The organism is Halotia branconii CENA392, from assembly GCF_029953635.1.
Classification (GTDB): domain Bacteria; phylum Cyanobacteriota; class Cyanobacteriia; order Cyanobacteriales; family Nostocaceae; genus Halotia; species Halotia branconii.
Genome location: NZ_CP124543.1, coordinates 1,629,743 through 1,642,179, shown reverse-complemented (window position 1 = coordinate 1,642,179; position 12,437 = coordinate 1,629,743). Strand labels below are relative to the sequence as shown.

12 protein-coding genes are annotated in these 12,437 nt (G+C 42.2%); 5 read left to right on the top strand and 7 right to left on the bottom strand.

The annotated features are described in order from the left end of the window. Positions 1 to 47: 47 nt before the first annotated feature. A complete protein-coding gene (locus QI031_RS07355) occupies positions 48 to 617 on the top strand; it encodes a Uma2 family endonuclease (RefSeq protein ID WP_281484536.1) in 570 nt (189 codons plus the stop codon). Between the two features lie 466 nt (positions 618 to 1,083). Here QI031_RS07355 and QI031_RS07350 read toward each other — a convergent pair whose 3' ends face one another. From QI031_RS07350 to pgeF, 5 genes are all read right to left on the bottom strand, one after another. Then, a complete protein-coding gene (locus tag QI031_RS07350) occupies positions 1,084 to 1,464 on the bottom strand; it encodes a hypothetical protein (protein WP_281484535.1) in 381 nt (126 codons plus the stop codon). Between the two features lie 402 nt (positions 1,465 to 1,866). Next, the gene (dhaK, locus tag QI031_RS07345; protein ID WP_281484534.1) at positions 1,867 to 2,934 is read right to left on the bottom strand and encodes a dihydroxyacetone kinase subunit DhaK; all 1,068 of its coding nucleotides are present in this window, start codon (positions 2,932 to 2,934) and stop codon (positions 1,867 to 1,869) included. A 238-nt stretch (positions 2,935 to 3,172) separates the two neighbouring features. Next, positions 3,173 to 3,706, bottom strand: coding sequence for a peptide deformylase (gene def, locus QI031_RS07340; protein WP_281484533.1), 534 nt, complete (start codon positions 3,704 to 3,706; stop codon positions 3,173 to 3,175). A gap of 96 nt (positions 3,707 to 3,802) precedes the next feature. Next, entirely contained in the window at positions 3,803 to 4,072 is a 270-nt protein-coding gene (locus QI031_RS07335) for a hypothetical protein (protein ID WP_281484532.1), read from the bottom strand. Positions 4,073 to 4,227: 155 nt separating this feature from the next. Beyond that, positions 4,228 to 5,010, bottom strand: a complete 783-nt coding sequence (gene pgeF, locus QI031_RS07330) for a peptidoglycan editing factor PgeF (RefSeq protein WP_281484531.1) — start codon at positions 5,008 to 5,010, stop codon at positions 4,228 to 4,230. Positions 5,011 to 5,086: 76 nt separating this feature from the next. Between pgeF and QI031_RS07325 the strand changes: the two genes are divergently transcribed. Both QI031_RS07325 and QI031_RS07320 read left to right on the top strand, forming a co-directional pair. Next, positions 5,087 to 5,899: a biotin--[acetyl-CoA-carboxylase] ligase gene (locus tag QI031_RS07325; protein WP_281484530.1), complete on the top strand. Its 813-nt coding sequence runs from the start codon at positions 5,087 to 5,089 to the stop codon at positions 5,897 to 5,899. A gap of 225 nt (positions 5,900 to 6,124) precedes the next feature. After that, positions 6,125 to 7,810, top strand: a complete 1,686-nt coding sequence (locus tag QI031_RS07320) for a M23 family metallopeptidase (RefSeq protein ID WP_281484529.1) — start codon at positions 6,125 to 6,127, stop codon at positions 7,808 to 7,810. Between the two features lie 132 nt (positions 7,811 to 7,942). Here the strand turns inward: QI031_RS07320 and QI031_RS07315 are convergent, their stop codons facing one another. Beyond that, positions 7,943 to 8,602: a riboflavin synthase gene (locus tag QI031_RS07315; protein WP_281484528.1), complete on the bottom strand. Its 660-nt coding sequence runs from the start codon at positions 8,600 to 8,602 to the stop codon at positions 7,943 to 7,945. Positions 8,603 to 8,940: 338 nt separating this feature from the next. Between QI031_RS07315 and QI031_RS07310 the strand changes: the two genes are divergently transcribed. Continuing rightward, a complete protein-coding gene (locus tag QI031_RS07310; RefSeq protein ID WP_281484527.1) occupies positions 8,941 to 9,438 on the top strand; it encodes a bifunctional nuclease family protein in 498 nt (165 codons plus the stop codon). Positions 9,439 to 9,582: 144 nt separating this feature from the next. After that, the gene (locus QI031_RS07305; protein WP_281484526.1) at positions 9,583 to 10,713 is read left to right on the top strand and encodes an aldo/keto reductase; all 1,131 of its coding nucleotides are present in this window, start codon (positions 9,583 to 9,585) and stop codon (positions 10,711 to 10,713) included. A gap of 122 nt (positions 10,714 to 10,835) precedes the next feature. Here the strand turns inward: QI031_RS07305 and QI031_RS07300 are convergent, their stop codons facing one another. Beyond that, positions 10,836 to 12,122: a glutamyl-tRNA reductase gene (locus QI031_RS07300; RefSeq protein ID WP_281484525.1), complete on the bottom strand. Its 1,287-nt coding sequence runs from the start codon at positions 12,120 to 12,122 to the stop codon at positions 10,836 to 10,838. Between the last annotated feature and the right edge of the window lie 315 nt (positions 12,123 to 12,437).

Here is a 12,437-nt window from a genome sequence, read left to right as displayed (position 1 = left end):
CTTACGGATACAATACACAAATTTAGCCCCTTTTATCCAACTTATTTATGACTTCATCTCCACATTTAGCGTCTAATTCTTCTTTTACAGAGTTTTTTAAGTCGCCAGAAACTAAACCAGCTAGTGAATATATTGATGGGAAAATATACCAAAAACCTATGCCTCAAGGAAAGCATAGCAGAATCCGAACTGAGTTATCATCTGCTATTAATAGTCTCAGTGAATTTGAGCGTAAAGCATTAGCGCTAATCGAGTTACGCTGTACATTTGATGAAAGTTCTTTAGTTCCAGATATTGCTGTATTTGATTGGTCACGCCTTCCTGTCGATGAACATGGAGAGATTGCCAATAGATTTGAAATATATCCAGATTGGATAATTGAAATTCTTTCGCCTGACCAATTTGCTAACCGCGTTATTAATAAAATTATTTTTTGTGTTAACCAAGGAACAACACTAGGTTGGTTAATTGATCCTGAGGATAAATCTGTAATGATATTTCAACCTAACCAAATGCCAGAGGTGAAATATGATGATGATAAATTACCTGTTCTGCGTGTGTTAGCAGATTGGCAAATTTCGCCAGTAGATATATTTAGTTGGTTAAAAGTTAAATAAGTTGTTTATTTACGCTACGCGGGTCAGTTGTCAATAGTCAGTTGTGAGTTAGTTTTGATAGGGATAGAGTTTTTTTATGCAAAACATCTTTTCTTTTGTCCCTGAACTTGTCAAATAAATAGTTGGACAAAATTAAATTCATTCGTCGAGGCAGAGAACAGGGAACAGAAAAACAATATGTGTAATTAATTCTGTCTGGGTACTTATACCGTTTCTTTGTGAAGCTGCGCCAAACTCTCTTGAACTCCTAATCTTGGCGTACTTGGCGTACTTGGCGGTTCGTTTTTGATTTCTTACACTAAGTCTGAGATAATTGAGCGCATCTTCATACAGAATTGGTATTACTCAGCATTATAAGCTTATCAATCTTTTATACTACAAAGGTAGATAAGAGCGATCGCTCTTGTCTACCTGTCAATTCAATTAAAACTGGTCATACTGAATAATCTTTGTTTGGGAAATACTTTTACTTGACTTCGCTAGGGGCAAATTTAGTTATTTTGCCCTTTTTCACTGCTACTACCACATCATAAGTTGCACAGTAGGAGATTGTTACATCATTGGCCTTATTGTAAAGGTTAACTACCATACCTGCACCACCAGGTTGAACTGCGATCGGTTCAAGATCACCAAAAAAGAAACGACGTAATTGATCGCCGCTACCAAACTGACCCTTATTTTTGATCAGCATATCCAGTTTTTGTTGTGTACTCAAGCCCGTAGCATCTTTCTTTTCTGCGGCTGATGCTTGAACTAATGAAGGATTTATAACCTGAAGTGGAATATTTCCAACTGTCAATATTCCAGCTAAGGCAGTACTTGCAAGTAGTGATGATGTTAGTTTCATTTGTGACTCTCATTCTCTAAGTTTCCCGACTCACTAAAGCATCTCATCCGTTGCTGAAGCTCATCTGAAACCAAGCTATGAACTATCTGAATTTATTCAGTAAGAATATTAATTTTTAACTCAGCATTTTCTCAGATAGTTGCGATGTAGTTATTTTCAGTTGAAAATTCTACCCACAAGGGGATAGATTTTTGTCAGTGATCAGTAGTAGCCAAAAGTGCGGTCTTGGGTTCTACCCAAGAGGAGCAACTTTTCAAGACAGCGAAAAGTCTGCTGGGGGATACTCTTCCTAGAGAACTTTAACTATTACGAGTGAAAAACACCGCAGCCAAAACAATTAAACCTAACAATGCTAGGGGAATCCAAAGATTAGGAAGATCTGACCAACTCATAAATTTATGATTACCAACGTAAACCTGCTGTTTTCACGGGTGCATCCCATAACTGAATCATCTCATCATCCAACTTCAGTAATGTAATTGAGCAACCTTGCATTTCTAAAGAAGTGATGTAAGAACCTATCAAGTTTCGGACAATTTGCAGTCCTTGTTGTTCACAGATTTTAGCTAGTTTGCGATAGACAAGATATAGCTCAGAAACAGGAGTACCTCCCATATTGTTGACGAAAGCTAACAAGCGATCGCCTTTTTGCAAGGATGGATTGATCAGTTCCACGTCTACCCACTCTTGTTGGTCTTCGTCCCATTCTCTGACTATACGGCGATAAGGTGCATCATTTATGATTGATTGTGCTAATCTTTCAGTAATCCGATCAACTGATTCTAAAGAAATACGTTCTCTACCTGGTTCACCATGAATCCCAATACCTATTTCCATTTCGCTTTCGCTTAATGTAAATGTTGGCGATCCTTTCGCTGGTACTGTGCAAGAACTGAGGGCAATTCCCATACTCCGCCCATTCAGATTTACCCGACGGCACAAATCTACTATTCGTCCTAAATCATATCCCTGCTCAGCTGCCGCGCCACAAATTTTTTCTGCTAATACCGTTGTTCCCACACCCCGGCGACCTTGGGTATAGAGACTATCTTTTACAGCCACATCATCATCAATCAAGATATTTAGCACTCGGATACCCTCAGTACGGGCTATTTCCGTCGCCATTTCAAAGTTCATGACATCGCCGCTATAATTTTTGACGATATAAAGAATACCCGCACCACCATCTACCTGTTTGGCAGCCGCCAGCATTTGGTCAGGAGTCGGTGAGGTGAAAACCTCCCCAGGACAAGCAGCATCTAACATTCCTTTGCCCACAAAACCAGCGTGCATCGGGTCGTGTCCGCTGCCACCACCAGAAATAATTGCTACTTTACCTTGTATAGGTGCATCGGTTCGATAGACAAAAGTCGGGTCATAGTTGACTTTAATGATATCTGAATGAGCCGCCGCCATACCTTCTAGACTTTCCCGCACAAAGTCTTCTGGCTTGTTGATCAGCTTTTTCATGGTCTATGTCTGGTTGAGAAGGTGCTAAAACCAGGATAAATGACTACGGGTCTGGTTTCAGTTACTGATAATTTTCTTATTTAACCGAGTAGTTGCACCAAACAAGATTAACAATAGCTTCAGTGTTATGGCGATTTTTTTATGGATAAAATACATCACTCTAGCCCCTAGTCTCTAGTTCCTAGTCCCTTTTTTACTGGATTGTATTGCACACAACCGAGAAGCGCTATATTTTGGTTTAAGCATTATTAACTACTCGATTTTGATATTCTTGCTCGGTGATCATGTCGAGAGTAGTTTCCAGGCGATCTACAAATACGATACCGTCAAGATGGTCATATTCATGCTGAAAGATGCGCGCGACAAAATCAGTTAGTTCTTGTTTTTGTAAATTACCGTAGCGATCGCTATATTCAACTTCAATGGCTTGATACCTGGGAACTAGTCCTCTAACACCAGGAACACTTAAACAACCTTCCCAGCCTTTTATAACTTCAGTCGAATGATTAACTATCCTAGGATTGATCATGGCGGTAGGTTCCATTTCTGGGGCATTGGGATACCTGGGGTTAGGACGGGATGCCACAATAAATAAACGATAAGGTTGTGCTAGTTGAGGCGCAGCGATGCCTACGCCATTAGCTTTAGCAACTGTAGCGATTAATTCATCAATTAATTGTTGAACACTTTCATCTTGAATATTTTCAACCCAAGCAGCTTTTTGCCGCAGTTGAGGATCGCCTAATTGAATGATTGACCTTAATTCCGTCATGAAAAAAGCTCCTTGTATATCGTGTCCGGTTAGAGACTTGTCATTAAGACCGCAGGGGGCAGGGGGCAGGGAGCAGGGAGTATACTTCGACTGCGCTCAGTAACTAGGGCTACGGTGTACACACAAGTCATCTAAAACTGCCCCATTGACTAACAACGCCAATGTCTCGACTAACAACACCAATGTCTCGACTGACAATGCCAATGTATCGACTAACAATACCAATGTCTCGACTAACAATGCGATTGTATCGGCTGACAATACCAATGTCTCGACTAACAATACCAATGTCTCGACTAACAATGCGATTGTATCGGCTGACAATACCAATGTCTCGACTAACAATGCGATTGTACTGGCCTGCAAAAATTAACCCACCTTACATTACACAGCAACTCTAAAAGACTTGTGTGTACACGGTAGGTAACTAGGGGGAAAGAGGGTTTCATGGTTTTTGTACAGATGCGGGAATTATGACTAATTACGCGGACATGATTTTAAACCAACAACTTATACTGCTATTAACTTATTTTGCCGCTGACAATTCCTGACCACTGCACTTTTTTCTCTTGTTCGCGACGGTAAGAAAAGAAATGATCGGGAGTTTGGAAAGTACAATAAGGAGCGATCGCCAATTGTTCGGCACTAATCCCTAAATTTTCTAGTTGTAAAACATTTACTCGCCGCACATCCAGCTTGACTTTACCTGGATTAGGATCTAGAAGTAAAGGAGAATTAGGTAGCTCGTGCAATGCATTGACAATCTTTTGTTCATCTTCGTGAGATACAATGCTAGACCCAATTTTTGCCGCTACATCCACAGAAACTTGGTAAACTTCCCCAGCGATCGCAGGTCCCATTGCAATACGTAAATCATCGAGTTTGCTACCCTGCGCTTGCAGTCGGGCGATCGCTTGAGGGACAATTTTTGCTGCTGTACCCCGCCAACCTGCATGTACTGCTGCTACTTGTTTAGTTGTCACATCCCCAATTAACACAGGTGTACAATCGGCGCTAGCTACCCACACAGCTTGTAGAGGCTGTTGACTAATTAGACCATCAGCCGAGGCTAAATCATCTTCAAGCGTGCTTACTTGGTGATCGACTTCTTGGGGAGTTAAAACTGTATTGCCATGAACTTGTTTTAAACGATAAACTGATGCCTCTGGGTGCAGCACGTTTGTTAACTCTTGTGGCGATCGCGGCCAAAACTGCTGGGTAAAAAAGCCATGATGCCAATGTTCTAAAAGACTACAACTCAGGTAGGGTAGTCCTTGCCAATTGTGCCAGTGCCAAGTGTGCATCTTTAACCAAATCTCAACAGAAATCAAAATCAGCCAATTAATGCTAACTTGAACAACGGAATTTGGGCTAATTATTGTGGCACTTGATCAGCAACTCTTGGAAATTGCCTTGAAAAAAGGACGTAAGTCTAATTTCTTACCATTTTCTCTACACATTTTTGAAAGCGTTTCTTCAACTAACCAAATTCTCTGGGATTTACTTCACCAAGGATCTGAAAGTGGTTCTGTAGTAATTGCTACTCAACAGACCGCTGGCAGAGGACAATGGGGTCGTCAGTGGATTTCTCCCACCGGAGGATTATATCTTTCGGTGGCGATCGCTCCTAAACTAGAAGCTACTGCCAGTTACCAACTAACTTTAGCAACTGCTTGGGGAATTGCCTCACAATTGCGTCAGTGTGGCGTGAATGTGGGGATTAAATGGCCTAACGATTTAGTCTTAAATAATCGCAAATTAGGCGGCATTTTGACAGAAACCAAAGTAAACAAGGGATGCATCACTCAAGCAGTCATCGGTGTTGGTATTAACTGGGCAAATCCAGTACCAGAAACTGGAATTAATCTAGAATTATGGCAAGCTTCCCAGGCTAGTAAATCTATTTCTTGTCTGGAAATGCTCACCTCCACGGTTTTACTGGGAATAGAATCCGGTGTGCAATGCCTTTGCCAAGAAGGAATAAGCATACTCTTGTCTCGCTATTGCAATTTACTGACCAATATGGGCGATCGGGTATGCGTCAATAATCATTCAGGCATTGTAGTTGGGGTAACAGATCAGGGAAATCTCCGGCTAAAAATGGTAATAGATAATACAAATGAACTAGCGATACCAGAAATTTCTGTTGAACCCGGTATAATCAGTTTGGGATATAGCAAGACTTCTGTTTAACTAGAGGTTTGTTTAAAATTTTGCTCTTAGGGCGAGACAAACCACCGATTGAAGAAAAAATGCAGGATAAAGGATGAAAAAAGCCAAAAATGTCTGAAATACAAACCGCCTAAATTCCTTTAGTGGGGTCTTGACTTCATACTTCCTTCATATAACTTCAATTGAATTGGCATAAATGTAAATACGTCTATCTTTCGATTACTCTAAAAACAACTGAGAGAACAAATGACGCAGCGCAATAACTCTGCCCATAACCGTTTGCACAACTCAAAGCAGCAAGATCTGATGACAAGACGCTTTTCTTGTGGCAAATTGCTCCGGATCTATTTTTCTACTTTACCCGCCCAGAGCTTTTATTTATTAAGTAGTGTTAGCTTCCTCAGTGGTGGCATGGCGTTTGCCCAAACGGAAGCATCAATAGATAACATCGTTCCTACTATTGAAAACTCCCAGCCAACAGCGACGACAAATTTTGTCAAAAAAGATACTACTGTCCCTAAATCAGTGCGATCGCAGCCGAGTGTTTCTCAACGGCAAACCAAACTCATCCAGAAACTTCGCAGATCAGAAGTTTCTCAATCAGCAGCAACCGTTAGACAATCCAAGCCCAAAGTTAAAATTGAGCAATCAGCAGCAACCGTTAGACAATCTAAGCCTAAAGTTGAAACTGAGTCTGCTGTAGATGTCCAACGCTCAGAAAACTTGCGAGTGGCTCCAGTCCATGTTGAAGAAAAACCTCAAGTAGAATTTTCTCAACCCAAAGCAAGCGTCGCAGATAGACAAGAAAAAACCCAAACCGAAGTAGCTAAACCCACTGCTCCTCGCTCTTTACCTAAGAAACTTCCTGAAGTTGCCCAACCATCAAACAACTCAAATAACGCTGTGAGGGCGACAACAGGAAAAACCAAGGATTATAATAACGCCTATATTGACCCCACCAATTACAACACTGATACTACTGCTACTTATCAAGCACCTAACTCGGTAGTACTCACAGAACGCTCTAGTGGTTGTCGCACAACTTTATCTTCAGGGCAAACTGTATCAGGTGGTGCTTGTGCTAAAGTACCTAATACTCAACGTTTAGCTAATCAAAAATCAGCACCTAATTGGCTTAAGAAAAGTCAAACTGCCCAATTAGCAACCACTCCACCAGTCCGGCAGGTGGCTACTACTAGCAACAGCAGCAAATGGCGGGCGACTGGGAATAATTCTACTAATGTCACCAAGACGGCGTATCGTCCTAACAGGTTTATCCCCAAACCCAGCGATTTTGCTACTACAAGAGTGAGTGCAGCACCAATTGCACCGAGTGGTGGTACATTGCCCCCACCAATGGCTGAAGGCAATGTTGCTCCTCGTCCCAGCACCGTGTCTTACGATTTTGCTTTAGCATCAGTATTGCCACAAATACCTTACACTGGTGCGATCGCCTATCGTGGCGGTTCGGGGATGATGTATCCGCTTTCTGTAGCTGCTCCGATTACTTCATTGTTTGGTTGGCGAGTACACCCCATTACAGGCGATCGCCGCTTCCACGCTGGTACAGACTTGGGTGCGCCTTTAGGTACACCAGTTTTGGCAGCAGAAAAAGGTCAGGTGGAAACTGCTGACTGGATGGGTGGCTATGGTTTAGCCGTTACCATAAATCACACTTCTGCTCAACAAACCCTTTACGGTCACATGTCAGAAATCTTTGTTCAACCTGGTCAGATGGTGCAACCAGGAACTGTCATTGGGCGAGTTGGTAGTACTGGCAATTCCACAGGGCCTCACCTCCACTTTGAAGTCCGTCACCTCACACAAAACGGTTGGGTTGCTGTTGACCCAGGAGTTCAATTACAGGTTGCCCTTGGCCAGTTAGTCCAAACCTTACAAACTGCCCAACTACCCCAGCAGCCTGGATCTTAGAAAAGAAGAATTGGGGCAGGGTGCGGGGTGCAAGGGGGATGAAGAAAAATTACCTATTTCTCCCCGCTTCCCCTGCTTCCCCTGCCTCCCCTGCCTCCCTTGCCTCCCTTGCCTCCCCTGCCCCCTGCCTCTTTACAGATACCCGTGTTCTGCTAAAAATTCAGGTGTAATTGAGGCTATGTGGTTGCTTTGGCTAGGATGAAGGAATTTTTCTACGTATTTGCCTAGAATATCCCCTTCTAAATTCACCCAATTACCAGGGACAAGATAACGAAGATTTGTCTCGGCATAAGTGATAGGAATTACTGCTACTGTGAACTGAGATGTTTCTGGCTCGTATGCCGCTACCGTCAGGCTGATGCCATTCACCGCAATGCTACCTTTAGGGACAATGTACTGTGCGATCGCTTCGGATGCTATAAAAGTCATTTCCCAAGAGCTAGCTGTTTGTTTCACCTCTAGTAATCGACCTGTGCCGTCTACATGACCCATGACAAAATGACCGCCGACCTTACTACCTACGCGCAGAGAGGTTTCTAGGTTAACGTATCTCTGTTGCACGTTTTCACCTCCTAAAGTAGTGCGGCGGAGAGTTTCCGGTGAGGCAGTAGCAATAAATCCGTCTTTTAAGACTTTTTCCACTGTCAGGCAAACACCATCTACAGCAACACTGTCACCGTAAGCTAGATCCTGCATAATGACAATAGATGGTTGACTTACACAAGTAATTTGCCAAGAATCGCCCTCTAAGGGTTTCATCGTTCCTAAAGCTTGGATTAATCCTGTAAACACGGCTTTTTTGTCAAACTAACTCTATTTATTGCTTAATTTTCCCTAAAATCCACTGGTGATTCTCACAATAATTTCAAAAATCTAAGTATAATTTCTGACCTCATTCGTAATAGGAATAATAACACATTCGCATCCTTCACAAGGCATACTTGGTTAAGAAGCTTATTGTCTAAACGAACCAATTTGACTTACTCTGGTGTTCACAACAAGTTCGGAGTTTAATAGAAGCAATTATAGAGAACAATGCTTATGTTTATTCGTGTCCCATACTCGCTCAATAAAGAGTTTTATTTGTTACATAGCACCCAAGCGCTCAAAGGATTGTAGAGGCTTAACCAATGATTGAAATGAAAGTCGCTGGTATAGCATTAGATGCCATCACCCGCAGCCCGATCGTACTTTTGAAAGATGCTTCTGATCGGCGCGCTTTGCCAATTTATATTGGTCAAGAACAGGCTAGGGCAATTATGGGTGCGCTGGAGAACCAAAAGCCTCCTAGACCCTTAACCCATGACCTGATTGTGAATATGTTAGATACATGGAATATGGCTTTAGAAAAGGTCATTATCCATTCTTTACAAAAGGATACATTTTATGCAGCTTTAATTATCCAGCAAGGTGAAGTCAAAAAAGAAATTGACGCACGTCCTAGCGATGCGATCGCGATCGCTCTCCGTACAAATACCCCTATTTGGGTAATGGAAGAAGTCGTTGCTGATGCTTCAATCCCTGTTGATCGCGATGCGGATGAAGCAGAACAAGAAGCCTTTCGTGAATTTATTTCTAATCTCCGTCCTGAAGATTTAATCAAGCGCTTCGGTAATGGCGACAGTTAAAAAAGTTGTAAGTTAGAAGTTATAGCAGTTCCCAATTACACGAGGTACATAGTCCCTAATCTCAACGAGATGTACCTCACTAAAACGAGAAACGCTATATGAGTGATTTCAACTTTTAACTGTTAACTTCTAACTCTGTTTAAGATGCAATACCGACGCTTTGGCAAAACAAATCTACGCCTCTCGGTTTTTTCTTTGGGAACCATGCGCTATCTGGCTGATGTCGAAAATGCTCAGCAGACAATCGCTCAAGCCTTGGCGCTAGGAATTAATCATCTAGAAACAGCCAGAGGTTACGGCAAAAGTGAGGAGTATCTGGGCCAGGCAATTAAAAGTGGGTTGTTAAAATCTCGTTCTCAATTTTACATCACCACTAAAATTCCGCCCACAGCTAACGCTGATAGTATGCGTCGGTGCATCTGGGAATCTTTAGAAAGATTAAACCTCGATTATCTAGATTGTCTGGGGATTCATGGCTTAAATACTTGGGAGCATCTAGAGTGGGTGCAAGCCAAAAATGGCTGCATGGCGGCAGTGCAAGAAGCTGTTGCTGATGGTCGAGTGCGACACGTTGGTTTTTCCACCCACGGATCATTAGAAGTTATTCAAGCAGCAATAAATACAGATTTTTTTGAATTTGTCAATCTACATTATTACTACTTCTTTCAACGGAATGCACCAGCGATTCAGTTAGCAACTGAGAAAGACATGGGCATTTTTATAATTTCCCCTGCTGATAAGGGAGGAAGACTTTATACACCGCCTCAATCTTTAAAAGATCTGTGTCAGCCGTTTTCACCTTTAGAGTTAAATTATCGGTTTTTGCTGAATGATAGCCGCATTACTACCCTCAGTGTCGGGCCAGCAAACCCGAATGAATTAATTGAACCTTTACAGGTTGCTAATAGTGATATTGAGTTAACACCAACAGAAATTTCTGTATTTGAACGGTTAGAAAATCACCAAAAAACTATATTAGGAACTGATAAGTGTAGCCAGTGTTATGCTTGTTTACCCTGCCCAGAAAATATTAATATTCCAGAGGTATTGCGATTACGAAATCTGGCCGTAGCTTATGATATGACTAACTACGGAAAATACCGTTATGGAATGTTTGAAAATGCCGGACACTGGTTTGGGGGAATGAAAGCTAACCGCTGTACAGAATGCGGTGATTGCTTGCCTAGATGTCCAGAAAATTTAGATATTCCAGCTTTATTAGAAGATACCCACGAAAGATTAAATGGCAAAGCAGGTAGGAGATTGTGGGGATAATTCAAAAATAGGGCGTTGCTGAATCGAGGTATGAACTTGAAAAATTCAAAATAAAAATTGTAGGTGCGTTAAAAAGCAAGCTAACGCACCTGAGACTCTGGCTAATAGATTTTTAAGATTGTTTAGCTAAATTGCTCGCCTGCATCTAGGTTAAACAACATTTGCAATGTTTGCATACAACGTTGTCTAGCTTCTACATCCTGCTGCGCTCGCAGTTGCACCATCGGATCATGTAAAATTTTGTTAACAATCCCCCTTGTTAAGGCTTCGATGACTTCTTGATGCTTGTCACCAAACTCTGACCCCAATCGTGATAAAGCCTTTTCTAATTCTTGTTCACGGATGGTTTCAATTTTATGCCGCAGACAGCTAATCGTGGAGACAGTTTCTAGACTACGCCACCAGATATCAAAAGTTTCTACTTCTTGCTCTAGAAGTCTTTCGGCCTCTTGTGCCATTTTCCGACGGCTTTCGTAGTTTTGCGCTACTACCGCCTTCAAATCATCGACATTGAAAGCTTGTACATTTGCCAGTTCATTCACATCCCCATGAATATTACGCGGTACAGAAATATCAAATAACATTAAAGGACGGTTAGGCTCTAATATTATTTCTAGCTTGGCACGGTCAAGTATTGGCTCAGTTGCTGAAGTACTAGTAAATACTAAGTCGCTATCGGCAATTACGGTCATCATTTCCGATAGTAAGTGAATACGTATAGGCTGCTCAGGAAACTGTTGTGCCAATTCGTGGGCGCGATCGCGGGAACGATTGACAATATTAATTTGTGCAGCACCTTTAGAAACCAAGTGTTGTACTAACAGCCGTGACATCTTGCCAGCACCTAAAATTGTGGCTCGACAAGCGGCTAAATTTGCCATTTTCATCTGTGCTAACTCCACAGCTGCTGAACTGATAGAAACAGCACCAGTACCTATACTAGTTTCAGTGCGAACCCGTTTACCTGCCGTAATTGCTTGTTTAAATAATCGATTCAAAATTGTTTTTATACCGTTGTATTGCTGCCCATGTTTATGAGTTGTCTTGATCTGAGCGAGAATTTGACCTTCTCCAAGTACCAGACTATCTAAGCCAGCAGCTACCCGCATCACATGCATGACAGCATCATCATGTAGCAACATAAACAGATGTTGTCTCAAAGACAGCATTGGTAATTTACTATATTCCGAAAGAAACTGGGTAACTTCACGGATACCATGCTCGGTTTCACTGGTAACAATGTAGATTTCCATGCGGTTACAAGTGCTAACTATTGCGACTTCATCAATATGGGGATAACTGCTAAGGTGAGCGATCGCGCTTTCAGTTTGTATTTCTGGAATACTCAGCTTTTCCCGAATTTCAACTGGGGCTGTTTTATGGCTTAACCCCACCACTGCAATATTCATTTCTTATCGGTAATTGGTAATGGGTAATTAAATTGAGCATTGGGCATGGGGCATGGGGCATTGGGGAGGCAGTGCGTTGGGCGGCTCTGCCGACTTGTAACAACTGCCGTCATGGGGCATGGGGAAGAAAGCAGAGGCGCGGGGTGCAGGGTGCATTCGGCTACGCTCAGCAATCGGGGAATGAAGAATGTCTTGAATTTGTTCATAATCTTTCTCCCTTTCCTCTTGTCTTCCCTTGCTTCCTCTGCCTCCCCTGCCTCCCCTGCCTATTTCCCTCGCCCCTAGCCCCTAGTCCCTAGCTCCTATTCTCTAAGT